Here is a 25,997-nt window from a genome sequence, read left to right on the forward strand (position 1 = left end):
ATGATTTTTATCATCTCTTTTTTTACTTAAAGGAGGAACATGTCTGACAAATTAGATAAATACAAAGATTTCTTTAGAGGAAAGACCTACAATATAACAACCTTTGGCTGCCAAATGAATGAGCATGATTCTGAAAGAATATCCTATATCCTAGAAGATTTGGGTTATAGATATGAAGAGGATAGGAATAAGGCAGATTTTATCTTATTCAATACATGCTTAGTAAGAGAAAATGCAGAGCTAAAGCTATATGGTCAAGTTTCATCATTAAAGAAACTGAAAAAAGAAAATCCCGAAAAAATAATTGCTGTATCAGGATGTATGATGCAAACTGAAGTAGCTAGAAATGTTATAATTGATAAACATAAGGAAGTAGATATCATCTTTGGTACTAAAAACATCAACTCCCTTAAGGATTTAATCTTTAGATATCTTGAAACAAATGAAAGAGTCGTCGATATATCAACAGATAATGTAAAAGATGATTTTGTAAAATATAACACCCCAAATGATTTTCAAGCCTATGTAAATATAATGACCGGTTGTGATAATTTCTGTTCCTATTGCATAGTTCCTGAATCAAGAGGTAGGGAAGAATCAAGACGCCCTTCATCAATTATAGAAGAGGTAGAATATTTGGTTAACAATGGCTATAAAGAAATAACCTTACTTGGTCAAAATGTTAATTCTTATGGCAACAAAGCCGATTTCAAACACACATTCCCAGAGCTTTTAGAAAAAGTAGCTCAAATACCAAATCTAAAAAGACTTAGGTTTACAACAAGTCATCCAAAAGATTTATCCGATGAACTTGTAGAAGTAATTAAAAGAAACGACAATATATGTAAGTATTTTCATTTACCACTTCAATCTGGTTCATCAAAAATTCTAAAAGACATGAATCGTCATTATGATCAGGCAAAGTATCTTGAAAGAGTTAGAAAACTTAAAGAAGAAATACCAGAAATCGCAATTTCAACAGATATAATAGTAGGTTATCCTACAGAAACAGAAGAAGATTTTAAAGAAACACTTAAGGTATGTGATATAGTAGGTTACGACACAGCCTTTACTTTCAAATATTCACCTAGGCCAAAGACAAGGGCTGCAAAACTTACTCCATTAGATGATGATGTAATCCAAGATAGATTTGATAGGCTTTTAGATGTCTTATATCCACATTTTTATGAAAAGAATAAGACTTATATAGGTAAAACTGTAGAGGTATTATTAGAATCAGAAAGTAAAAATAATCCTGAAGTTCTTACAGGTAGAACTGATGATTTCAAGTTAGTTCATGTGAAAGCCGATAAGAGTTTAATTGGAGAATTTGTAAAAGTAAAAATAAACGACAATACATCCTTTACAATATCAGGAGACTTAGTTGAATAGCCCAGCCTTAGCTGGGCTTAAGTCCTTTTCCAGATATATATAAATGATATTAGTTATTTAAAAAGCTTTTTTTATAAAAGAATTTAAGGTACAATATGTTAATGTCAGGAAAGGAGGTTTTATGAAAGATGTTTCTGTAAAAGCTAAGGCTAAATTGGGGAAACTTTTAGATGATTATTTGCTAGAAAGAACTATAAATGAGAATGATTTTGATAGAAAAATCTCATATTTAAAGAAAAATTATGAATTTCTATCAGCTGATGATGATAAACTAATTGTTGAAGAAAAATTAAATAATTATTTTTTCAAGCAAGTAAGGTCAATTGACTTCTTTTTAAGAGGCTTAGATAAAAAATTTTATGAATTATATTTCTCAATTTACAAAATTTATTTGATACAAGAAATAATTACAAGTATATTAAATGATTCTTTATCAGATAACTATAAATACTTCGTAAACAGCCCGTTTTTTGAAGGAATGGAGCTATCAGCTAGTTTTTCTTTACATGATTTTGTTGAATCTATTAAAGATAAACATATAAAAAGGGTCTTGGAGCCGTTTTTAAATGAAAATATGGATCAAGACCAATTGATATTTTTATCTTCTAATGCTCTTATAAAATTGTATTATAGAGACTTACTAAAAATGAGCGAAAAGTTCCCTAGCAATGATTATAAGTACATCAACAGATATATAGCTGAAGAAATCAACTTGTTGAATTTTGAAATGCTTTACAGGTTAAAATCTTTTTTTGAAATAAATAATAACGAAGTTTTTAACTATCTTATAGAGGGTGGATATCTGTTTAATGCAGACAGACTTAGAGAGATATCTAATCTCAATAAGGACGAATTTATAGAGTATTTTTCTGATAGTAGGTATAAAAATATTTTTGAGAATGAAGATTTGGTTTATAAAAGAATACAAGATAGAAGATGGAAGAATTCTAGAGATGAAATAATCAGTGAGAATTGTGACATCCTTTATGTTATTTCTGCAATAAATCTTTTATACTTGGATATTAAAAATATTATTTCCATACTAGAGATGGATGGACGATATGATTACAATCAGAAAAGAGAATTGTTAATAGGAAGGTAGATATGGCAGTAGAAAAAATGAACCTAGTTAATATTACATCCAGACTAGAAAATCTTACCGATTTATTAAAGGATGTAATAAATATAGGTCAAATCGAACCAATTGATGCTTTTGGTCAAGTGGCTAGTAGAGCTTTCTCTGTCAAGGCTAGTAGCGAAAATGTCGAACTGACTGAGGATATGAATAGTATTACAAGCTTTCAAGGTCTTAGCAAAGAAGAACTTGAAAAACTTGATTATCTAAAGAAATTCTTTGATATTAAAGATGATGAAAAAATCGGTAAAATAACTAAAGTTATTGAGAAAGATGAACTTGACAGACTATATACTAGACTTGAGCCGATGATTAAAAGACGAGAAAGCCTTGTTGAAGAAAAAGAAAAATTATTAACTTATAAAAATAATTTGGAGATTCTAAATAGGGCAGATGTTGATATTGATAAGATTAAGCACTTAAACTATTTCGATTTTAGATATGGCGAGGTGACAAAAGATGGTAGATTTATTCTAAAAAATAACTACGAAAATATACCATCACTAATCATCCACTTAAACGATGAAGATACTAAAAGTGCTGATGCGATTAACACTTTGATTGAGCTAGACAATAAAACTAGTGAAAGAAGAAGAAGTGTTGATGCTATAATTGAAAATGAAAAAGCTGAAAGCTTAAAAGTTGCTAATAAGATTGATCAAACCTATCTTGAAAAAATTACAAGAGAAGTTGCGGAGTTAAATAAAAACAACGATGAAGAAATAAGCAAAGAAGCTAGTGAAATTAAAAAATCTTTTTCTGACAAGAAATCTAGCATTGAAAGCCTATACAAGGATGAGGTTGACATGCTCGTAGATGAAGCATTCGAAAAAATAATCAAGGAGGATGGCAATGACAGATAAAATAAAAAACTCTAAAGAAAATTATCTATTAGTCTATCCAAAACAGGTTAGTGAAGATATAGGTAGGGCAGTAAATACAATGGGCTTTATCGATATGGAACTTCCTGATGAGAATCTTGATACAATAAATGCTAAGTTAAGTAGTATAGGAAAGGAATTAGATAATCTAGAAAAAGATATCAAAGATTTTAAGGATAATAACGAAGAAACTTTCGAATCTTTACCAAGTACTGTTGAATACTATGAAAAAAGCGAAAATATCATTAGTAAGATGGCCAAGGGTGAAAAATATTTATACTTAACTGGTTGGGTTCCAAATTCTAAGGTAAAAGAATTTGAATCTTTATCCAAAAAATACGACAAAACAAACGTAGAAGTAAAAAAAAAATATAATCAAGAGCCACCAACAAAGTTAAGAAATAACAAGCTCTTTAGACCCTTCGAATTCCTAGTAAATATGTATGGAGCACCTAATTATAACGAAATTGACCCAACTCCATTTTTCGCAGTAACTTATATGCTCCTCTATGGAATGATGTTTGGTGATTTAGGACAAGGTTTAGTTTTTATTCTTCTAAGCTTTTTTGTAGATAAGATTAATAAAACCTTCGGATCACTAATAAGAAGAATTGGATTTTCTGCTTGTTTCTTTGGTTTGATGTATGGATCATTTTTTGGAATAGAGACATTGATTCCTACATTATTGATTAAACCATTTGATAATATCATGAAAGTCCTTATAGCATCAGTAGCCTTTGGTATAATGCTACTTGTAATTGCATATTGTCTAGGTATTTATAACAAATTAGTAAAACAAAAAAATATCGAAGAAGGAATCTTTGGTAAGGAAGGCCTTGCAGGACTCTTGATGATGATTTCATTTGTTTTATTAATACTTAACATTGTAAATGTAAATCCACTTCCAATGCCTTTTGCTCTTTGTCTGTTGATTCTATCAATAATAATGATAGTATTTTCTAAACCAATATCAGCTAAAATTGAAAAAAGAGATGAGGTCTTTGAATCAAGTGCCTCAGATTATTATGTTGAAAGTTCATTTTCAATAATAGAAGCCTTGCTTTCAGTATTTTCAAATCTTGTTTCATTTACTAGGGTTGGAGCCTTTGCTATCAACCACGTTGGTCTATACATGGCCTTTGAAGTTATGAGCAAACTTGTTGGTGGCGGGATTTTTGGAATAATAATATTAATATTTGGTAATGTTTTAATCATTGGCCTTGAAGGAATGATTGTCTTTATCCAAGGTCTAAGACTAGAATTTTATGAAATGTTTAGTAAGTATTATCAAGGAAACGGTCGTAAATTTAGACCAATTAAGGAAAACTAATTTAAAAGGAGAAGAATATGATTAAATATACAGCATTACTTGCACTAGCAGTTGTCATTATGACAATTTATTCAGGTTTATACCTACTAAAAAATAACGAAGATAGCTCAAAAGCAAAAATAAAAAAAGCATTAAAGATAAATTTATTTACCTTTGTACCACTAATGTTGATGATTATGGTATTAATTCTTCCATCAACATCAAAAGCAGCAGGAGAAGCTGCAGCTGCAACAGCTACAGCAAGCGATGGACTTAAATATATAGGTGCAGCCCTTTCAACAGGTCTTGCTACAATCGGTACTGGTTATGCAGTTGGTACAGTAGGATCTGCAGCACTTGGCGCAATTTCTGAAGACCAATCAATACTTGGTAGAACAATCATCTTTGTTGGTCTTGCTGAAGGTATTGCAATCTTTGGTGTAATTATTTCAATCCTAATCCTATACGCATAAAATGAAAGCAAAGATTCTAACTGATTCAAACAACTTGCTTACAATGTTTCGTCTTGGAGCTATTGAAGCAAGCTTGGTTGATGAGAATAATTTTGAAGAGGAATTTAGGAATTCATACAAGGATGAGAATCTTGCTATATTGATAATTACAAGATCAGTTTATAATAAAAATAATAATAGGATTGATAATTATAGAAGAGATTACACAATGCCTTTAATTGTAATTATTGATGGCTGAAAGGATTGATTATGCTAGACTTAGAAGCAAAACTATCAAGTTTTAGAAAGATGGTTTGGGATGAAGAAAAGATAAAAACGGATGAGGAATTATTCCTATCAACCGAAAAGAATTCATCCTATATCGATAATAAGAATAAACAAAGAAGTCAAGAATTTGAAGAAAAACTTAAAGATCGTAAAAACTTTCTAAAAATAAGAAAAAACGAAGAAATATCAAAAATTAAGCAAGAAGAAAAAAATAACTTTTTTGCTTACAAGGAAGAATTGCTTGATGATTTTTATAATAGATTAATTAGTAAACTAAGGGCATATAAACAAACAGATGCTTATAAAAAATCTTTATCTACTGAAATAAAAATGGTTATGAAAGAACTTTCTTTATCAGAAGATGAGATTGTAGTATGTGTGTTAGAAGATGACTTAGCTTTAATAGATTTTAAAAATAAGCAAGCGATGGATAACACTTATATAGGTGGCTTTATACTAAAAGATATCAATAATGAATTCAGATATAATTTTAGCTATAAAGAAAGAATTAGAGATAAAAAATATGAATTTGGTAAAAAATTATACCAAGTTCTTGAAAGTGAGCGTTTTAATGAATCCAATAATTAAAACAATTAATGGACCTGTTGTTTATGCTCAAAACGCAAGAAGACTTAAAATTAGAGAGATGGTTTCAGTTGGTAATTTAAAACTAATTGGGGAAGTTATTTCTGTCGAAGGTGACCTTGCAACTATTCAGGTATACGAGGATACATCAGGTCTAAAAGTAGGAGAGGATATCATCTCTACATCAATGCCTTTATCAGTAAGACTAGGTCCTGGTCTATTAGGAAATATGTTTGATGGTATAGAAAGACCTCTTAAAGATATAATGGATAAACACGGAGCCTTTATACCATCCGGTATTGGTTTTGACAACCTTGATCTTGAAAAAGAATGGGATGTTAAAATTAAATTTAAAAAAGGTGACAAGATTAAAAAAGCAGATATTTACGCCACTATAAAAGAGACAGAAGTAATAGAGCATAGACTAATGTCTAGCTTTACTGGTGTAATAGTTGAAGCTAAGGAAGATGGTAAATATAAGCTTGAAGATACCATACTAAAGGTAGAAAATGATGAAGGTGTTTTTGACCTTAAACTTTACCAATATTGGCCTGTAAGAAATCCTAGGCCAGTTAAAAAAGCCTTAACCTTACAAAATATTTTAGTTACTGGCCAAAGGGTATTAGATGTATTTTTCCCAATAGCAAAGGGAGGTACAGTTGCAATTCCTGGAGGATTTGGTACAGGTAAGACAATGCTTCAACACCAGCTTGCCCAATATTCTGATGTTGATATCATAGTATATATTGGTTGTGGTGAAAGAGGGAATGAGATGACTCAGGTACTTGAGGAATTCCCAGACCTGATCGACCCAAATACAGGTAAGGACCTTATGCAAAGGACAATCCTGATTGCTAACACTTCAAACATGCCAGTTGCTGCAAGAGAGGCAAGTATATATACAGGTATAACTATCGCAGAATACTATAAGGATATGGGCTATGATGTGGCTCTAATGGCAGATTCTACTTCTAGATGGGCAGAGGCATTAAGGGAAATTTCCGCAAGGCTAGAAGAGATACCTGCAGAAGAGGGCTATCCTGCCTATCTTGCATCAAGACTTTCCAAATTTTATGAAAGAGCTGGATATTTCGAAAACCTAAATGGAACAAAAGGTTCAGTAACCTTAATAGGGGCTGTATCTCCATCGGGTGGAGACTTTTCAGAACCAGTAACTGAAGCAACCAGACGTTCTGTAAATGTGTTTTTAGGTCTTGATAGGAAACTTGCTTATTCAAGACATTACCCAGCTATAAACTGGCTAACTTCATATACTAACTACTTAGAAAAGATGCAAGACTACTACAAAGAGCATTACAATTCTGATATTATCGCTATAAGAAATAAACTTATGAATGTATTGATTTCTGAAGAAGAAGTTAAATCAATAATGATGTTAGTTGGATCAGATGCCTTATCAGATGAACAAAAAAATACCCTAGATGTGGCTGCCCTAATTAGAAATGGTTTCCTACAACAAAATGCTTATAACGCTATAGATAAGTATGTGCCTGTGGATAAGCAAATTATGATGCTTGATATAATAGATAAATACAATAATCTAAGTAACAAAGCTCTTAAAGATGGCATTTCATATAAACAGATTTATGATTCTGACTTATTAAATGAAATAAGCCAGATGAAATACAATGTTGAAAATGATAAATTAGAAAAGCTTAACCAGCTAGGCTCTAAAATTGAGAATTATTTTGCTAATTTGAGGGGGTAAGCTGTTGAGAAAAGAATATACAAAAATCAAAAAAATAGAATCTTCTATCATAGAAATTGAAAAAGTAAGTGATATAGCCTACAACGCCCTAGTTTCTGTTCATGCAGCAGGAATGGAGTTTGTAGGATCAGTTGTAATGGTTGATGATGATACTGTAACAATTGAGGTTTATGCAAATACAGATAATTTCTCTGTAGAAGATATTGTTGTTAGTTTCTACGAAAAACCATTAGAATTACCTCTCAATGAGAGTATTCTAGGTAGGACTTTTAATGGTATAGGTCAACCTATTGACAATGGTGGAGACATTTATTCAGAAGAAACTTATCCTGTCGAAGGTCTTGCACTAAATCCAGTTGCAAGGGAATATCCAAGAGACTTCATACAAACAGGAATTTCTGCTATTGATACCTTGACCACCCTAATCCGTGGCCAAAAATTGCCGATTTTTTCAGGATCAGGTCTACCACATAACGAAATTGCAGCTCAAATTATTAGACAAGCTAAACTAAAAACTGATGAAGACTTTGCCTTTGTCTTTGCTGCTATGGGTATTAAAAAAGATGAGGCAATGTTCTTTGAAGATGCTTTTTCTAAAGCTGGAGTAAAGGACAAGCTAGTAATGTATCAAAACTTAGCCGATTCACCAATAATGGAAAGACTTCTTGCTCCAAAATGTGCCCTTACAGCTGCTGAATACCTTGCCTACGAGAAAGGCTACCACGTGCTTGTAATCATAACCGATATGACAAGTTATTGTGAGGCCCTACGTGAAGTATCTTCTATAAGAGGAGAGATACCTTCAAGAAAGGGCTATCCAGGTTACCTTTATTCAAATCTAGCTAGTCTTTATGAAAGGGCAGGTATGATTGAGGGAGTGAAAGGTTCTGTAACCCTTATTCCAATCCTAACCATGCCTAATGATGATATCACTCACCCAGTTCCAGACTTGACTGGTTATATTACAGAAGGACAAATAGTAATAGATAGGAACCTTTCAAGTAAGGGAGTCTACCCACCAATAAATGTCTTGCCTTCTTTATCAAGACTTATGAAAGATGGCATTGGTGAGGGCTATACAAGAAGTGATCATGAAGATGTAATGAACCAATTATATGAATCATATTCCAAGGTCATAGATGTTAGAAACATTGCACAAATTGTCGGTGAGGATGATTTGTCAGAAGTTGATAAGAAATACCTAGAATTCGGTGATGTATTTGAAAGCAAATTTCTATCACAAGATCAAAGTGAAAATAGAGAACTTGAAGAAAGTTTAGATTTAGCTTGGGATATATTAAAAATATTACCAAGAAACGAACTTCACAGGGTATCTGAGAAAAATCTTGATAAATTTATAGGTAAGACTGATGAACAATGAGCAAATAGCAAGTAAAGCCAATCTAATAAAAGCTAAGGAAGAACTAAAGCTATTAGATGTTGGTCTTGATATTCTAGATAAAAAAAGAAAAGCCTTAATGAATGCTCATGAGAGTAAAATTAAGGATAGGGATGCTTTAAATAAAAAAGTAAACCAAACAATGAATGAAGTAAGTCATAATTTCAATAAAGCTATGACAAGTATAGGCCAGGCTAAGCTAGAAAATTTAGCCGGTCTTATACCGATTGATAATTCAATAGAAACAAAGAATACAAAATTCATGCAGACTGACATAGCAGAAATAAGATTTACTCCTAAGAAATTATCTTTATCTTATTCATTTTATCAGACAAATTCTCTATTTGATGAAGCTTTAATAGCTTTTAATAAATTAAAAGCAGATATTTTTAAATTAGCAGAGCTTGATAGTACGATAAATAACTTGGAAATAGAAATAAGAAAATCAAATAAAAAAGTTAATTCTTTGGAAAAAATACAGATACCACAAAAGTCAGAACTTATCAAAAGTATTTCTCAAAGTATTGAAGAAAAAGAAAGAGAAGAATTCTCTAAAACAAAAATTGTTAAAAGAAATAAAGAAAAAAAGTCATCGTAAAATATTACGATGGCTTTTTACTTTATTATTTTCTTTTAGATGGTCTAACCATTGTAACTTCAAGAGGTGAAACTCGATTATTATCAACAATACCATCATCATACTGGGTCTTTTGCATAGATGATGAAAGCGCCAGTCCCACACAAGATAAGATAATTAACTGGAAGGTACCTCCATTTGAAAAGAATGGAAGAGGTATACCCGTAACAGGCATAAGTCCTATAGTCATTCCGATATTTTCAAAAACGTGTATGAAGATTAATCCAGCAATTCCTGTTACAAGTAGGCTTATAAAAGTATTATTTGAAGTTTTTGCAATTAATACAAGTCTAAGTATTAAGATTGTAAAAAGGACTAGCATGATAATTGCTCCAACAAAACCAAGTTCTTCAGCTAAGACTGAAAAAATAAAGTCTGTTTCTTTCTCGGGTATATAACCATATTGAGATTGGCTTCCGTTAAGGTATCCTCTTCCACCAATCATACCAGATCCTATAGCTATCATACCTTGTTGTTGCTGCCAGTTCGATCCTGATGTATCTCTATTAGGATTTAGGAAGTTTTCAATCCTATCAGCCCTAAAGCCACTCAGATTTGTAAGAAGTATTATTCCTACCACAAGACCAATAGCAAGTAAAATTCCAATCCATTTCCAAGAGATTCCTACTATAAATATCATTGCAGCTATAAAAAACAAATATACCATGGATGTTCCAAAATCTGGCTGCAAAAGTATAAGGAATATTGGAAAGCCGGCAAATAAGATAGTCAAAACTAGAGTCTTTATAGAGTTTATCGAATATTTATATTTATCTAGAAAGGCTGCTAGGCAAAATATCAGAATAACTTTAGCTATTTCAGCTGGCTGGAAGGAAAAAGATCCAATATATATCCAGCTTCTAGCTCCCCATTCATCAAGACCTCTACCTAAAAATAGCGTTGATATTAGCATTATAATCATTCCAGCATACATAATCATATAGGGCTTCTTAATAACATCTAAATCAATTGTACAAAGTGCACCTATAATCAAAAATCCCAATATTGTAGCAAAAATCTGAGTTTTTATTGCGCTCAGATTGCCGCCATAAGCTGAGTACAAAACTACTAATCCGTAGACAGAAAGACAAATCGTTACCAATAGTAAAATTATATCAAAGTCTTTAAAATTTTTCTTTTTTAAATTAAACATATTATCACTCCAATTCTTATTTATTATATAGCAGATGATGAACAAAAACAATTCTTAGCAGGCAAAAATAAGTAAAGTATAATAATTGGGAAAGTTGGTGATATTATTTTATCTAAAAATAACATAAAAAAAGTATTAGATCTTCTAGATATAATGTATCCAGATGTGGATCATTCGATGCTTGACTTTACAACACCCTTTGAGCTTTTGGTGGCAACGATACTTTCTGCCCAAGCAACAGACGTTAGTGTAAATAAAGTGACAAAGGAAATGTTTAAAGAGGCAAATACACCAGAAGATTTTGCAAACATGGATATAAAGAAACTAGAAAATTATATTAGATCTATTGGTATATACAGAAATAAAGCGAAAAATATACAAGCTGCAAGCAAAATTCTTATTAATGATTATAATTCAATAGTACCAAAAGATAAAAAAGAATTACAAAAACTACCTGGAGTAGGTAGAAAGACAGCTAATGTTGTTGTATCAAATGCTTATGGAATTCCAGCTATTGCAGTAGATACACATGTATTTAGGGTTTCTAATAGGATTGGTCTTGCTAATGCTAATAATGTTGATAAGACAGAAGACCAATTAGAAAAAAATATAGATCAGTCAAGATGGACAAAAACTCACCATCAAATAATTACTCATGGTAGGGCCTTATGCAAGGCTAGAAATCCACTATGTGAAGAATGCCAATTAAATAAATTATGCGAATATTACAGGAGGCAAAATGATTAAATTATTTGCTTTCGATATAGATGGAACCTTGCTAGATTCCTCTATTAAAATGCCAGATAATAATATAAAAGCCCTTAGAAAATTAAATGATTCAGGTATCAAGACAATTTTTGCTAGTGGAAGAGTCTTATCATCTATAAGATATTATCAAAAGATAATAGGTTATGATAATCCAATTGTTGCTACAAATGGCTCTATGATTGCTCTTGCATCTAATGATATTTATAAAACATATTATATTGATGACGATATTTTAAAAGAATTATTCGAATTTTGTAAAGAACTAAAACTTGAATTTCATTTTTATGATGAAGAAAATTATTATACAAATAGGGTAAATTTGGATAGAATCAAACATCTTAAAATTGATAATAATTATGGAATGAATTACCAAGTGGATTTGATAATAAAAGAAGACCCAGTTTCTTATCTATTATCTCAAGGTAAGTCTGCTAATAAATTTCAAATTTCAGGTATAGATAAAAATAAACTTAGTAAAGAAGAAATCGTTTCAAAGGTGAATGAGAAGTTTGCTGATAAACTTTATATAACATCTTCCGGTTCAAACCTTATTGAACTATCAAATAAAAATTCTAGCAAATGGAATTCAATAAGTGAGATTTGTGAGATTTTGGGTATAAGTATAGAAGAGGTAGCTGCTATAGGTGATTCATACAACGATATTCCTATGGTGAAAAATGCTAAGCTTGGTTTTGCTATGGGCAATGCCAATGAAACTCTAAAAAAATATGCTGATATAATTGTAGGAGATAATGACTCCTCAGGAATTGTAGAGGCTTGTGATTATGTTCTGAGGTTAAATAAAAATGTATAATGTCGTTTTATTAATGCCAGAGCATCCTGGTAATGTTGGTAACATAGCAAGAACTTGTGTCTTAACAGAGTCACGATTGCATTTAGTAAGGCCATTCAAATTCAACTTATCAGATAAATACCTTAAAAAGGCTGGTATAGATTATTGGGATAAGGTAGATTTAGTTATTCATGACAGTTTGGAAGAATTTTTATCCTATCTTGATGGAAAAAACTTTTATTTAGTTGAAACACCAAGTAAGCAAAAATATACCGATATAAATTTTAAGGATGGTGATTTTTTGATATTTGGAAGGGAAAAGGAAGGGATTGATTCTAACTTACTTGAGAGATATCAGGACAAAATCATAACTATACCGATGACAAAAAAGCTTAATAGATCGCTTAATCTTGCTAATTCAGTTTCAATAGTGGTCTATGAAGCCTTAAGACAAGTAGATTTTAATTTTTAAAGGAGATATATGTACGATTTAATAATAATAGGTGGAGGTCCAGCTGGACTTACTGCTGGTCTTTATGCAGGTAGAAGTATTCTAAAGACACTAATAATTGAAAAAGATATAGCTGGCGGCCAAATTTCTGGAACAGCTTTTGTAGAAAATTATCCAGGATCAATTGAAGATCCAACAGGAATGGCTCTATCAGAAAGAATGGAAGAACAAGCAAAGGAATATGCTGAGATTGTCTTTGAAAATGTTAAAGAAGTTGAGCTTGAAGGTAAAATAAAAAAAGTAACAACTGATTCTAACACCTATGAGGCAAAGACTATTATAATTTCAACTGGTGCAAGACATAGACACCTTGGTGTGCCTGGTGAAGAAGAGTTTGCAAATAGGGGAGTGTCATATTGCGCTACTTGTGATGGACCATTTTACCAAGGTCTTGATATATACGTTATAGGCGGGGGAGATAGTGCCCTAGAAGAGGCAAATTTCCTAACAAAATATGGTAAATCTGTAACAATTGTGCATAGAAGAGATGAATTTAGAGCTAGCGGTGTAGTAATAGAAAATGTTAAGAAAAATCCTAAAATTAAATTTGAATTAAATTCTGTACTAAAGGAAATCCGTGGTTCTAAGGAAGTCGAAGAATTAGTTTTAGAAAATGTTAAAACAAATGAAGAAAAAATCATAAAAGGTGATAATAATTCACCAATTGGGGTATTTATATTTGTAGGTAATGTAGCTTCAACAGAAATATTTGAAGGTAAACTTAATATGGAAAAGGGCTATATTATAACAGATGAAGACATGAAAACCAATATAGAAGGTGTCTTTGCAGTAGGCGATACAAGAAAGAAATCAGTTAGACAGGCAGTGACTGCTGCAAGCGACGGATGTATAGCTGCTGTAATGGCAAATAGATATATTGAAAGCAAAAGCTGGTAAATAATATTGACAAGCAAATAACAAGTCAGTATATTTAATATGTAGAAAGAATTTAGGAGGAAATAATGACAACAAGAGTAGCAATTAACGGATTTGGTAGAATAGGACGTCTTACCTTAAGAAGAATCGCAGAAGTAGAAGACAACATCGAAGTTGTAGCAATCAATGACCTTATTGATAAAGCAGGTCTACTATATGCTTTCAAATATGATACTGCGCAAGGCAGATTCAATGGAGAAGCTGAATTAACAGACGAAGGCTTCAAAATCAATGGTAAAGACATCAAAGTTTTTGCAGAAAGAAATCCTGAAGATCTTCCTTGGGGAGAATTAAACGTAGATATCGTACTTGAATGTACAGGATTCTTTACAGAAAAAGAAAAAGCAGAAGCTCACCTTAAAGCCGGAGCTAAGAAAGTTCTTATTTCAGCACCTGGTAAAGGTGATATGAAAACTATCGTTTTTGGTGTAAACCACGACATACTTGATGGATCAGAAACAGTAGTTTCAGGCGCAAGCTGTACAACAAACTGCCTTGCACCAATGGTAAATGTATTAGCTAAAGAATTTGGCTTTGTTTCTGGACAAATGTCAACAATCCACGCATATACAGCAACTCAAGCTATCCAAGATACACCAGCTTCTAAAAAAGACCTTAGAGGCGGAAGAGCAGCAGCTCAAAACACAATTCCAGCTTCAACAGGTGCAGCAAAAGCTGTAGGTAAAGTACTTCCTGAAGTAGAAGGTAAAATCGATGGTTCAGCTCTAAGAGTTCCAACAATAACAGGATCTATAACAGAACTTTATTCTGTACTTGAAAAGAAAGTAACAGTTGAAGAAGTAAATGCAGCAATGAAAAAATACGAATCCGATGCATTTGCATATACAGAAGATGATATAGTATCAAGTGATATAGTTGGATACCCAGCAGGATCTGTATTTGACTCACAACTTACAAAAATAGTTGAAGGTGCAAATGGCACACAAGTAGTTAAAACAGTTGCTTGGTATGATAACGAAATGGGATACGTATCTAACCTAGTTAGAACACTTGATTATCTAGCAAATCTTTAAGATTATTAAATAGGCGGGATACAATCTCGCCTTTTTTTCGAGGTGAATAATGAATAAAAAAACAGTAAAAGACTTAGATGTAAAGGGAAAAAAAGTTTTAGTAAGAGTAGACTTCAACGTACCTTTATCAAAAGAAGAAAAGGGCAAGATAGCAGATGATGCTAGGATAAAAGCAGCTATGCCAACTATAGACTACCTATCAGAAAATGGTGCAATAGTTATACTCATGAGCCACTTAGGTAGGCCAAAAGGAGAAGCAAACCCTGAATTCGCATTAAAGCCAGTTGCAGATTACTTAGAAAATGTATATGGCAATCAATTTAAATTTTTACCATCTCCAATAGTAGTTGATGAAAAAGTAAAAGAAGAAGTTAACAAACTCGAAGATGGACAAATTGCCTTACTAGAAAACACTAGATATAGAAAAGAAGAAACAAAAAATGGTGAAGATTTTGCAAAAGAATTAGCTTCACTTGCTGATTTATATGTAAATGACGCCTTTGGTACAAGCCACAGAGCACACGCTTCAAATGTTGGAGTTGCAAACATCCTACCATCAGCTGTAGGCCTTCTAATAGAAAAAGAAATTGACATAATGGGCAAGGCTCTAGAAGCACCAGAACATCCATTTGTATCAATCCTTGGTGGAGCTAAAGTATCAGATAAGATTGGTGTTATAGAAAATCTTATAACAAAAGTTGATACAATCCTAATCGGTGGTGGTATGGCTTACACCTTCCTTAAAGCTCAAGGTAAAGAAATAGGAAAATCACTTCTTGAAGAAGATAAGATGAATCTATCTCTAGAATTAATCAAAAAAGCTGAAGCAAATGGCGTAGAAATCCTACTACCAGTTGATGTTGTAATAGCAGATAAGATAGAAGCAGGCGTAGATACAGAAGTTGTTGATATAGATAATATTCCAGCAGATAAAGAAGCCCTAGATATAGGGCCAAAGACAGCTGAACTATTTGCATCAAAAATTAAAGAAGCAAAGACAGTAGTATGGAACGGACCAATGGGAGTATTTGAAATAAAAGAATTCGCAGATGGTACAAACAAAGTTGCCCAAGCTCTAGCTGAATCAGATGCAATAACAATTGTAGGTGGTGGAGACAGTGCTCTAGCTATAGAGATGGCTGGCCTAAAAGATAAGATTACACACGTATCTACTGGTGGTGGAGCAAGCTTAGAATTCCTAGAAGGTAAAGACCTACCAGGTATAACAGCAATAGAAAACAAATAAGGAGTCTTAAATGCGCAAACCAGTTATAGTAGGAAACTGGAAAATGAATATGACAGTTTCTGAAGCAGAAAAGCTACTTGAAGAAATCAAAAATTTAGACCTAGATGAAAATGTAGAAGCTGGAGTTTGTACACCTGCTATAGATTTAGTAATTGCAAAAGAAAAACTTGCAGGTACTAATGTTGCTTTCGGTGCACAAAATATGTACTACGAAGAAAGTGGTGCATATACTGGAGAAATTTCTCCACTAATGCTTACAGATATCGGAGCAAGATATGTAATCTTAGGTCACTCAGAAAGACGTGAATATTTTAAAGAATGTGATTGCCTAATTAACAAAAAGGTTAAATCTGCTCTCGCTCATGACCTAGTACCAATTCTTTGTTGTGGTGAAACTTTAGAAGAAAGAGAAGCAAATGAACACGAAGCAAAAGTTAAATCTCAGATAGAAAAAGATTTAAAAGATGTTTCAGCTGAAGATATAGAAAAAGTAATCATAGCATATGAACCAATCTGGGCAATAGGAACAGGCAAAACTGCATCTAGTGATGATGCTGATGCAATGTGCGGCTATATTAGAAGCCTAATAGCTGATATGTTTGGAAAAGAAGCTTCTGAAAAAGTAAGAATCCAATATGGTGGATCAGTAAAACCAAATAATGTTGTTGAGCTTATGGCTAAAGAAAATATAGACGGAGCCCTAGTAGGCGGAGCAAGCCTAAAAGCAAGCGACTTTGCTGCTTTAGTAAACTTCACAAAATAGTTTAAATTATTTAAAAATATTATAAATAAAAAGGAGATATTTATGAGTTTAATTACAAGTGTATATGCAAGACAAATCCTTGACTCAAGAGGAAACCCAACTGTAGAAGTTGAAGTAGAAACAGAACTAGGCGGCTTCGGTCGTGCAGCAGTACCATCAGGTGCATCTACAGGTGAATGGGAAGCAGTAGAGCTTAGAGATGGAGATAAAGATTATTATCTTGGAAAATCAGTTCTTAAAGCTGTTGAAAATGTAAATGATAAAATAGCTGATGAACTTGTTGGCATCTATGATGTAACAGATCAAATCGGTATTGATAACAGAATGATCGAACTTGATGGAACAGAAAACAAAGGAAACTTCGGAGCTAACGCAATCCTAGGTGTATCACTAGCAGCAGCAAAAGCAGCAGCAGATGAACTAGGTATGCCACTATATAACTACATCGGTGGAACAAACGCTAAACTTCTTCCAACACCAATGATGAACATCCTTAATGGTGGAGAACACGCTGATAACTCAGTAGATATCCAAGAATTCATGATTTTCCCATTAGGAGCTGAAAGCTTTGCACACGCTCTACAAATGGGTACAGAAGTATTCCACAGCCTTAAATCAGTACTTTCAAGCAAAGGCTACAACACAGCTGTAGGTGATGAAGGTGGATTTGCGCCAAACCTAAAATCAAACGAAGAAGCTCTTGAAATCATCTGTGAAGCAATCAAAAAAGCTGGATATGAACCAGGAAAAGACGTTTATATAGCAATGGACTGTGCTTCATCTGAATTCTACAACAAGGAAGATGGTAAATACCACCTTGACGGAGAAGGAACAGTTAAAACAGAAGATGAAATGATCGACTGGTTAGAAGAACTAGTTAACAAATATCCAATTATCTCAATTGAAGATGGTCTAGATGAAAATGACTGGGAAGGTTGGGCAAAACTTACAGAAAGACTTGGCAAGAAAGTACAACTTGTAGGTGATGACCTATTTGTAACAAATACAAGCAAACTTGAAAAAGGTATAGCTGAAGGCGTTGCAAACTCAATCCTAATCAAAGTTAACCAAATCGGTACCCTAACAGAAACACTAAATGCTATAGAAATGGCAAAAGAAGCTGGTTACACAGCAATAGTTTCTCACAGATCTGGTGAAACAGAAGATGTTACAATAGCTGACCTAGTAGTAGCAGTAAATGCTGGTCAAATCAAAACTGGTGCACCTTCTAGAACAGACAGAGTTGCTAAATACAACCAACTTCTAAGAATTGAAGATGAGCTTTGGGAAGATGCAAGATTTAAAGGTCTTGACGCTCTATACAACTTAAAATAATATTTTTAAAAGACTTGCTTATAAAATGAGCAAGTCTTTTTATAATAAATATTGAAAAAATAGCCCATTTGCGGTATTATAAAAAAGTATGAACGGAGGTGTCTATATGTCTAATTTTCTTGCAGTAATAATGATGATTGCATCTGCAATTGTAATAGTTGCAGTAACACTACAAGATCCTAAAACTGACGGACTAGGAGCATTATCTGGTACACAGACTAATGTTTTTGGTAAAAGTGCACATAAATCAAAAAATGAAATGCTTGACAAAGTTGTAATTTTTGGAGGAGTACTTTTATTTTTAGGAAGTATAGTATTTATAGCATTAAACTAAGAGGGGTCAAAGAAATTTGACTCTTTTTTTATTAAATCCTAAGGAGATTTTATGAATATAAAAGAATTAATCCTAAATTTAGTATATGATGAAGACTATATACCAATGACCTTAAAAGAACTTGAAACCTATCTTAAAGCAGATAAGTATACTAAAAAGGGAATAAAGGACATAGTAGACGAGCTAGAAAAAAATGATAAGATTCGTATATCAAATAAAAAAAGGATAATGCCTTTAACTGAAGAAGAAATAAATCTTAAAGGTACAATCTCACTAGCCTCTGGTGGATATGGATTTTTTATATCCGACAATAAAGACTTTGATGATGTATATATTGCAAAAGATAAACTAAGTGGTGCTCATAATAATGATAAGGTAAAAATCAAAATCCTAAGAGATAAGGAAGATGACAAGAATGCTGAAGGCCAGGTTATAGAAATCTTAAAAAGAGCCAATGAGGAAATCATAGGGACCTATCAGGCCAACAAAGGCTTTGGTTTTGTTGTTGCAGATAAGGGATTTTCTGATGATATATATGTAGATCAAAAATATTCCAAGGGTGCAAAAGATAAGGATAAGGTAGTTGTTGAAATTATTTCCTATCCTAAAAATAACAACCCTGAGGGAAGAATTACAGAAATAATCGGCAGCAAAAATGATAAAAATATTGATGTCTTATCAATAATCAGGCAAAATAAAATTCCTACAGAATTTTCAAAGCAAACAAAAAAAGAAATCTTATATATAGCTGATCAAGTTAGTGAAAATGAACTTAAGGATAGAAAAGATTTGTCTGAGCTTTACACAGTCACAATTGACGGTAGGGATTCTAAAGATTTTGACGATGCTATCTCAATAGAAAAATCTGACGATAATTATGACCTATATGTGCATATAGCAGATGTAAGTCATTATGTAAAAGAAGGTACAGCCCTTGATAAAGATGCCTACGATAGAGGAAATTCTACCTACCTTTATAATATTGTAATTCCAATGCTCCCAGAGAAATTATCAAATGGAATTTGCTCACTCAATCCAGGAGAAGTTAGACTAACACTAACAGCAAGGATGACCATAGATCCTAAAGGCAAGGTTTTAGATTACGAATTTTATAAATCATATATTAAGTCTGATAAGAGGCTAGTTTATGATGATGTAAATAACTTCTTAGAAGGTGATGATGGAGTATATGATGATGATCTATTAAAAGAAAAACTAAAGGACTTTAATAAGCTTCACAAAATCTTAAAAAAATCTAGAGATAAAAGAGGTTCCATAGATTTTAATTTTGAAGAAAGTCAAATAGATGTGTCAGATACAGGCAAGGTTTTAAATATAGAAGCCCTAGATAGGGGTCCAGGCAATAAGATGATAGAAGAGTTCATGCTTATAGCAAATGAAACTGTCGCCACACTTTTTGCATACATGGATTTTCCATTTATATACAGGATTCACGAAAAACCTGCTGATGAAAAAATAGAAGCATTTAAAAAGGCCCTTAATGCAATGGGCTATAATATCAGAGGCTCAGAACTTCATCCAAAAGACTTTCAAAACATCCTAAAAGAAGTAGAAGGTAAAAAAGAAGAGCAAATTGTCAATATTTTGATGCTAAGGACCATGAAAAAAGCTAAGTATGCAAACTATAGCGACATACACTTTGGACTATCTACGAGCTTTTACACCCACTTTACAGCCCCTATTAGGAGATACCCTGACCTAATAGTCCACAGACTATTAAAGGCTTATATAGAAAACAAACTTATGGGTAAAAATCAAATATCATTAACAAATAGGTTAGAAGATGCTGCAGACCACCTTTCCATAACAGAAAGAAGAAGTGAGCAAACTGAAAGAGAAGTAGAAGATTTCTATAAATGTAAATACATGAAAAAATATATTGGAGAAATATTTACAGGTAGAATATCTTCAATTACAGAATTCGGTATGTTCATAGAGCTTGAAAATACAGTTGAAGGTCTATTTATGTACAAGTTTTCTGATGATAGATACGAATATATAGAAGATAGCCTAAGAGCTTTTAATGTCGATACTAAAAAATATTACCAAATAGGTCAAGAAGTAAGGGTAATGGTGACTAATGTAGACCTATACAAGAAAGATATAGATTTTTATTTGGAGGAAAGAGATGAAACTTTTAGCCAATAATAAGAAGGCTTACCATGATTATTTTATAGAAGAAAAATACGAAGCAGGACTGGCCCTAATAGGTAGCGAAGTAAAATCCATAAAGGCTGGTAATGTATCAATTAAAGAATCATTTATTTCCGACAAGAAAGGGGAAATGTTCGTATATGGCATGCACGTTACCCCTTATAGCCAAGCAACAGATCAAAATATAGATCCAACACGAACTAGGAAACTACTCCTTCATAAAAAGGAAATAAATAAGCTCATAGGCAAGAAAACCATGACAGGCTATACAATAGTACCCCTTAGAGTTTATGAGCGTGACGGGCTAATTAAGCTTGAAATAGGCCTTGCTAAAGGTAAGAAATTATATGATAAAAGAGATAGCTTGAAGAAGAAAGAAGATAAGAGAAAAATCGAAAGAGCTCTTAAAAATTATTAGTAAGCTTATGAATTATATAAGTATGACTGAAAAAGATTTGGATATAATTACAAGTCTTTATGTTAAATATTATAACGAAAATGAAGATGGATCTTGGACTTATGAAAAAGCCTATAAGAGGATTAGGCAAGTTTTCATAACCCCCGATTCTCTTTGCCTTATACAAAATAATGGAAATGAGTATACAGGTTTTTTAATGGGATATATAAAAGAATATGACGACTTAAAATCATATATGCTAGAAGAAATAGTTATCTTTAAAGAATTTCAAAATAATGGGCTTGGAAAATTGTTTATAAAGAAATTAGAAGAACAATTATTATATAAAAATGTTAGCCTTATAGAATTACTCTCTATAAATGATAAAAAACACGATAAGTTTTATGGCGACCTAGAATTTAAAAATTCTTCTAATTTAAGAATTATGAGTAAGTTTATATAAATAATTCCTCTTCTTAGTTAATCTAAAAAGAGGAATTTTCTTATATAAACAAATCATTAAAATACAACATTTTAATATTATCATATGAACTAATCTTTATTTCTTAAGGTAGACTTGTATAGTAAAATTGAGGGTGGATATGATTGATAAATTACTAAATATTAAAAAAAACAATATTGATTCTTTGATAATATATTCAATGGAAAGGGGGATTTTATATAAAGATGCTAGTGATGATATTATAAATATAAGATCTATTGCAAAATTTGTAACAAGCCTTTCTTGTGGGATACTGATTGATAAATCGAATGGGAATTTTAATGAAGATACTTTAATATATGATATTTTAAAAGATAAGATAAGAATTTTTAATACAAAAAATATAGAAAAACTTAAGAAAATTAGGGTAAGAGATTGTTTAACCCACACCATGGGCTATAGGGATATAATTTTAATGAGTAAAGATATAGCTGAACTTAATAAGGATAATCTCCTTGATTATGCCTTATCATATCCCATATATTTTAATCCTGGTCAAAAATTTTTGTATTCCAATGCTGGTTATTATGTCCTAGCTGCTGCTATGCAAGAATACCTAGGCTATGACTTATACACTTTTATCGATGAAAATATCTTTAACAAAATTGATATAAAAATTCCAAGATGGGACTATTATGGAAAGTACTTGGCAGGAGCTACTAAGCTATATCTATCTGCTGATGATATGCTTAAATTAGGGAAAATAATAATTAATGATGGATATTACAGGAACCAAAAAATAGTATCAAATTCTTGGATAGAAAAGATGCAGGCAAATTTATATAAATCAAACAAAGATTATGATAGTACAAATTTATTATCAGATGACTATTATGGCTATAGCCTTTGGACTGGAAAGGATAATATAAAATATGCCAGCGGAACTGGTGGACAATACATTATTTTTCTAAAAGATTTGGGTATAATAATAATAAGTACAAATAAAAGCAATGTAAACAAGGCATATCTAATTAAGAATGAATTAGATGAAATAATTAAAAATTTGAAAGAGGAAGAAAATGGACTATAAACACATTGAAAAATACACTCAAACTTATGAAAACTATAAAGAGCTCTTAGGAAAGATTAACGAAATCCTAGATCAGCTTGATAAGGATAGGGAAGATTTTGATAAACTGGTAGAATATTATTATAGCGAGCAGTTTAAAAAAGATTTTGATGACTCAAATAAAGGCAAGATTGACCCATCAATAAATCAAGGAATATTGACAGAAGATGCTATATATGACCTTATGGGGGATGATTATTATCTTGCCTTAAGATTTTTAGACTTAGCTAACAGGATGATCCAACAAAAATAACTTTTTATTATAATATTTTCCAAATTAAAAATGCACACTCCCAAATCTTGGGAGTGTGCATTTTTAATTTTCTTACTTTCTTCTCTTTGATAAAGATGTTACAACAGCACTTGCTATTAAGATTGCAACTATAGCTTCTGGAATAGCATTGGTTATGAAGGCTGAGAATATAGCATTCATAGCTAAATCTGGGCTGATTCCAATAGCTTCTGCATATGATTTAGCATAGATGAGATATATCAAACCCAAAACAAGTCCAGAATTTGTCAAAGTTCCCATAAAAGATGATACAGCAATAGCAAAATTAGCTTTTTTATTCTTCACAGATAAATAAAGCATAACTATTGCAAGAATTAAAAATACTAATGAGAATATCTTATTTACAAGCTTAACATCTCCAACAAAAGATTTAAGAGACACTACCGCTAAAACTATGGCAACAACTGACCAAAAAACATTCATAAAGAGTCTTAATTTTGAGTTATCCTTATTTTTTAAAGCCCTATAAACAAGTCCTGTAACTACACCAATTAAAATCCTTGGTATGATAGATATTAGTGGATTGTAAAATACAAATGATATAGGACCTGGTCTTGTAATAGCATTAAAAATACTAAATAAACCAAAAATTAATCCAACCAGGCCTCCAACCAAAGGACCCTCCAAAATACCAGCTATTATTACAGGTATATGTAAGGTTGTAACGGTAAGGACTCCTAGGGGTAGAAATCCTAGCGGTGTAAGACCGAGCATTATTACAATAGCTCCTAAAATTCCAACACTAGTTAGGTTTCTTGTATCAAATTTCATATATTCCTCCTGGAAATAAATATTTTATGATATTATACGTCTTTTTGAAAATTGTAAAGGAGAAATTTAAAATTTTATTGATTTGATAAAGGTAATAAAAAAAGAGGAGTAAATACTCCTCAAAATTTGGTGCACCATCAGAGACTCGAACTCTGGACACCCTGATTAAGAGTCAGGTGCTCTACCAACTGAGCTAATGGTGCTCGCTAACTACCTTTATAGTATAACACCATTTATAGCTTTTGTCAAATTTTATTTTGAAATTTCCCAAATTTTTGCAATTTGATTAGAAATCTGGTCGAAATCCCACTCTATAACTGAGTTTTTGACACTATTTGGATCATTTATTATAAATTTATCACCCTTAACAGAATCTATAACCAAAATATGACCATAGAGTGTAAAGTATCCTTTTTTAACTGATACAATAAGAGGACCATTTTTTAAAGCCTCAATCATTTTTTTCTTATCTAGAGCGATATCTTTTACTTTCAAATTATATTTTTTCGCCTCATGCTCTATAAAAGCCCAATCCATTCCTCCATCATTCATAAATTTAGCGGCATCTTTGGCTACTTCTTTTGGATATATTAGTTTATTTTCAAATCTAGATAAGACCATAGCCACAGAAGTAGGACCACATCCTGATATACCAATGTTTGTAGGGTAGAGGCTATCATATGCCCATCTATTGTCCCATTGTAAAAAATATGGGGTTTCCCTTTTAAGATTAACAGATTCTCCTTCATAAAATTCAAAATCTTTTATATCGTGGTTCATATTATAAATAAATTCTATGGTGTCTGGATCATTTCCGGTAAGATAGGCATCAACATTATTTAGATTGTAAAAATTATTATATATCCATTCTGCTTTCTTGTCTTTTTTTGCCTCAGCTTCCACATTTTTTATGATATCCTCTTTTACATCTGATTTTAATTTTGGTTTTATTTCATATTTAAAATCTAGTAAACTTTTAGTATTAAAGGTATTACTTGCCAAAGATTTTAAATCTTCAATTATTTTTACACTTTCTTCATCAATAAATCCTTTTAAGTCACTATCTGATTCTTTATGACATGCACTTAAAACAATTGCTGATAGAAGTATTATACATAGCTTTTTCATACCTCTATTTTACTAGATTATGATTAAGTCTTCAATATGATAAAATATAAAACTAAATGTAAAAGGGTAGATTTATTTTTATAACATTTTAAATATCGTCATATCTATTATTTATTTCTATATAATGGATTTTTATATAAAAATATCGACTGATTAATTATAATGTGAATATCTCTTTTTATATTTCTTGAAAAAACCTTATTTTATGTTATAATAAACAAGTAATGTTTCTTGGCACCCATTATAAAAAAATCAAGGAGATGAAAAAATGAATGAGAAATATTTTAGTTTTACTGACACTAACTTTTTAGTGAAATCAGCAGTAGTAGCGGCCCTTTATGCAGTGCTTACAATCTTTATGCCTGTGGCATCTTATGGACCTATCCAATTTAGATTTAGTGAAATCTTGGTTTTATTAGTATTTTATAACAAGAGATTTATCCCAGGTCTACTTTTAGGATGTGCCCTTGCTAACTTTATGAGCCCAATGGCTGCATTTGATGTAATATTTGGTACTCTTGCATCTTTTGTAGCATTTAAACTAATGGAGAAAGCTAATAATTTATTTATAGCTTCCTTATTCCCAGTGCTTTTAATGATCGTTCCTGCACTTGGTACCTGGTTTATTCTTGCTAATAACAAAGCCCTACTTGTAATGATTTTCCAATTTATGCTTAGTGAATTTGTCATGGTATCAATCATTGGTGTAGGAATATTTAAAATTCTTGAAAAAAACCAAGGATTCATGTCATATATAAATAATTTTTAATTTTAAAAGGGGCTGTTGCAAAAGTCCTAACATAGAAAAAGACGAGGAAATTAAACATCCTCGTCTTTTTCTGATACAATGTATTTATGAAACAAAATAGTAATACATCATCATTAACTAATCTTACACTAGTTGGTGATACAATTCAATTAAAATTAAACTTTAACACAGAAGTATACATCCAAGATGACATAAAACTAAGGCTTGTAAAAAA

General features: G+C 31.7%; 28 protein-coding genes and 1 tRNA gene. 25 read left to right on the forward strand and 4 right to left on the reverse strand.

Translation table 11 applies throughout. The features are described from left to right. Positions 1–39 precede the first annotated feature (39 nt). From miaB to NH288_RS05985, 10 genes are all read left to right on the forward strand, one after another. Positions 40–1,392: a tRNA (N6-isopentenyl adenosine(37)-C2)-methylthiotransferase MiaB gene (gene miaB / locus NH288_RS05940; RefSeq protein WP_265213874.1), complete on the forward strand. Its 1,353-nt coding sequence runs from the start codon at positions 40–42 to the stop codon at positions 1,390–1,392. Between the two features lie 121 nt (positions 1,393–1,513). Then, positions 1,514–2,494: a V0D/AC39 family V-type ATPase subunit gene (locus NH288_RS05945; RefSeq protein ID WP_106460322.1), complete on the forward strand. Its 981-nt coding sequence runs from the start codon at positions 1,514–1,516 to the stop codon at positions 2,492–2,494. Between the two features lie 2 nt (positions 2,495–2,496). After that, on the forward strand, positions 2,497–3,390 hold the full coding sequence (locus NH288_RS05950; protein ID WP_106460321.1) for a hypothetical protein: 894 nt from the start codon (positions 2,497–2,499) through the stop codon (positions 3,388–3,390). Continuing rightward, the gene (locus NH288_RS05955) at positions 3,374–4,738 is read left to right on the forward strand and encodes a V-type ATP synthase subunit I (RefSeq protein ID WP_399525098.1); all 1,365 of its coding nucleotides are present in this window, start codon (positions 3,374–3,376) and stop codon (positions 4,736–4,738) included. Before NH288_RS05950 ends, NH288_RS05955 begins: the two co-directional genes overlap by 17 nt. A gap of 17 nt (positions 4,739–4,755) precedes the next feature. Then, positions 4,756–5,190, forward strand: a complete 435-nt coding sequence (locus NH288_RS05960; RefSeq protein WP_199792146.1) for an ATP synthase subunit C — start codon at positions 4,756–4,758, stop codon at positions 5,188–5,190. A gap of 1 nt (position 5,191) precedes the next feature. Beyond that, complete coding sequence (locus NH288_RS05965; protein WP_106460319.1) at positions 5,192–5,428, forward strand: V-type ATP synthase subunit F; 237 nt, start codon at positions 5,192–5,194, stop codon at positions 5,426–5,428. 11 nt (positions 5,429–5,439) lie between these two features. After that, complete coding sequence (locus NH288_RS05970) at positions 5,440–6,045, forward strand: ATPase (RefSeq protein ID WP_265213879.1); 606 nt, start codon at positions 5,440–5,442, stop codon at positions 6,043–6,045. Then, positions 6,029–7,771: a V-type ATP synthase subunit A gene (locus tag NH288_RS05975; protein ID WP_265213880.1), complete on the forward strand. Its 1,743-nt coding sequence runs from the start codon at positions 6,029–6,031 to the stop codon at positions 7,769–7,771. Before NH288_RS05970 ends, NH288_RS05975 begins: the two co-directional genes overlap by 17 nt. 4 nt (positions 7,772–7,775) lie before the next feature. Continuing rightward, positions 7,776–9,152 (forward strand): V-type ATP synthase subunit B, encoded by a 1,377-nt coding sequence (locus NH288_RS05980; protein ID WP_265213881.1) that lies wholly within the window; start codon positions 7,776–7,778, stop codon positions 9,150–9,152. After that, complete coding sequence (locus NH288_RS05985; RefSeq protein WP_265213883.1) at positions 9,142–9,768, forward strand: V-type ATP synthase subunit D; 627 nt, start codon at positions 9,142–9,144, stop codon at positions 9,766–9,768. The genes NH288_RS05980 and NH288_RS05985 overlap by 11 nt, the downstream gene beginning before the upstream one ends. A 25-nt stretch (positions 9,769–9,793) precedes the next feature. Here NH288_RS05985 and rodA read toward each other — a convergent pair whose 3' ends face one another. Next, positions 9,794–10,960 (reverse strand): rod shape-determining protein RodA, encoded by a 1,167-nt coding sequence (gene rodA, locus NH288_RS05990; protein WP_265213885.1) that lies wholly within the window; start codon positions 10,958–10,960, stop codon positions 9,794–9,796. A gap of 102 nt (positions 10,961–11,062) precedes the next feature. On the opposite strand from rodA, the gene nth reads away from it, so the two are divergent. The 14 genes from nth (at position 11,063) to NH288_RS06060 (ending at position 23,076) form a co-directional block, all read left to right on the forward strand. Continuing rightward, a complete protein-coding gene (gene nth / locus NH288_RS05995) occupies positions 11,063–11,707 on the forward strand; it encodes an endonuclease III (protein WP_265213916.1) in 645 nt (214 codons plus the stop codon). Further along, entirely contained in the window at positions 11,700–12,542 is an 843-nt protein-coding gene (locus tag NH288_RS06000; RefSeq protein ID WP_265213886.1) for an HAD family hydrolase, read from the forward strand. Before nth ends, NH288_RS06000 begins: the two co-directional genes overlap by 8 nt. Beyond that, the gene (locus NH288_RS06005; RefSeq protein ID WP_106460311.1) at positions 12,535–12,993 is read left to right on the forward strand and encodes a tRNA (cytidine(34)-2'-O)-methyltransferase; all 459 of its coding nucleotides are present in this window, start codon (positions 12,535–12,537) and stop codon (positions 12,991–12,993) included. The genes NH288_RS06000 and NH288_RS06005 overlap by 8 nt, the downstream gene beginning before the upstream one ends. 9 nt (positions 12,994–13,002) lie before the next feature. Next, a complete protein-coding gene (trxB, locus tag NH288_RS06010; protein WP_265213889.1) occupies positions 13,003–13,929 on the forward strand; it encodes a thioredoxin-disulfide reductase in 927 nt (308 codons plus the stop codon). A 65-nt stretch (positions 13,930–13,994) separates the two neighbouring features. Continuing rightward, positions 13,995–15,002 (forward strand): type I glyceraldehyde-3-phosphate dehydrogenase, encoded by a 1,008-nt coding sequence (gene gap / locus NH288_RS06015; protein ID WP_106460309.1) that lies wholly within the window; start codon positions 13,995–13,997, stop codon positions 15,000–15,002. A 49-nt stretch (positions 15,003–15,051) separates the two neighbouring features. Continuing rightward, entirely contained in the window at positions 15,052–16,248 is a 1,197-nt protein-coding gene (locus tag NH288_RS06020; RefSeq protein ID WP_265213892.1) for a phosphoglycerate kinase, read from the forward strand. A gap of 10 nt (positions 16,249–16,258) precedes the next feature. Further along, positions 16,259–17,011, forward strand: a complete 753-nt coding sequence (tpiA, locus tag NH288_RS06025) for a triose-phosphate isomerase (RefSeq protein WP_265213894.1) — start codon at positions 16,259–16,261, stop codon at positions 17,009–17,011. Positions 17,012–17,053: 42 nt separating this feature from the next. Further along, positions 17,054–18,346: a phosphopyruvate hydratase gene (eno, locus tag NH288_RS06030; RefSeq protein WP_265213896.1), complete on the forward strand. Its 1,293-nt coding sequence runs from the start codon at positions 17,054–17,056 to the stop codon at positions 18,344–18,346. Positions 18,347–18,452: 106 nt separating this feature from the next. Then, positions 18,453–18,680 carry a preprotein translocase subunit SecG gene (secG, locus tag NH288_RS06035; protein ID WP_106460305.1) on the forward strand — a complete coding sequence of 76 codons (228 nt, stop codon included), beginning with the start codon at positions 18,453–18,455 and terminating at the stop codon, positions 18,678–18,680. A gap of 51 nt (positions 18,681–18,731) precedes the next feature. Continuing rightward, a complete protein-coding gene (gene rnr, locus NH288_RS06040; protein WP_265213899.1) occupies positions 18,732–20,849 on the forward strand; it encodes a ribonuclease R in 2,118 nt (705 codons plus the stop codon). Then, positions 20,830–21,273, forward strand: coding sequence for an SsrA-binding protein SmpB (gene smpB, locus NH288_RS06045; RefSeq protein ID WP_106460303.1), 444 nt, complete (start codon positions 20,830–20,832; stop codon positions 21,271–21,273). Before rnr ends, smpB begins: the two co-directional genes overlap by 20 nt. A 7-nt stretch (positions 21,274–21,280) precedes the next feature. Continuing rightward, complete coding sequence (locus NH288_RS06050; protein WP_106460302.1) at positions 21,281–21,715, forward strand: GNAT family N-acetyltransferase; 435 nt, start codon at positions 21,281–21,283, stop codon at positions 21,713–21,715. Between the two features lie 139 nt (positions 21,716–21,854). Continuing rightward, positions 21,855–22,784: a serine hydrolase domain-containing protein gene (locus tag NH288_RS06055; RefSeq protein WP_265213904.1), complete on the forward strand. Its 930-nt coding sequence runs from the start codon at positions 21,855–21,857 to the stop codon at positions 22,782–22,784. Continuing rightward, on the forward strand, positions 22,774–23,076 hold the full coding sequence (locus tag NH288_RS06060) for a DUF4298 domain-containing protein (protein ID WP_265213906.1): 303 nt from the start codon (positions 22,774–22,776) through the stop codon (positions 23,074–23,076). The genes NH288_RS06055 and NH288_RS06060 overlap by 11 nt, the downstream gene beginning before the upstream one ends. Before the next feature lie 72 nt (positions 23,077–23,148). On the opposite strand, the gene NH288_RS06065 is transcribed toward NH288_RS06060, so the two are convergent. From NH288_RS06065 to NH288_RS06075, 3 genes are all read right to left on the reverse strand, one after another. Further along, on the reverse strand, positions 23,149–23,886 hold the full coding sequence (locus NH288_RS06065; RefSeq protein WP_265213909.1) for an ECF transporter S component: 738 nt from the start codon (positions 23,884–23,886) through the stop codon (positions 23,149–23,151). A gap of 127 nt (positions 23,887–24,013) precedes the next feature. Continuing rightward, positions 24,014–24,089, reverse strand: a tRNA-Lys gene (locus tag NH288_RS06070). Positions 24,090–24,138: 49 nt separating this feature from the next. Beyond that, on the reverse strand, positions 24,139–25,014 hold the full coding sequence (locus NH288_RS06075; protein WP_265213910.1) for a C39 family peptidase: 876 nt from the start codon (positions 25,012–25,014) through the stop codon (positions 24,139–24,141). Between the two features lie 268 nt (positions 25,015–25,282). Here NH288_RS06075 and NH288_RS06080 point away from each other — a divergent pair, with 268 nt between their 5' ends. Beyond that, the gene (locus NH288_RS06080; RefSeq protein ID WP_265213912.1) at positions 25,283–25,783 is read left to right on the forward strand and encodes a QueT transporter family protein; all 501 of its coding nucleotides are present in this window, start codon (positions 25,283–25,285) and stop codon (positions 25,781–25,783) included. Positions 25,784–25,997 lie beyond the last annotated feature (214 nt).

Origin of the sequence: Anaerococcus sp. NML200537 (assembly GCF_026131715.1) — a bacterium.
Lineage (GTDB): Bacteria > Bacillota > Clostridia > Tissierellales > Peptoniphilaceae > Anaerococcus > Anaerococcus kampingae.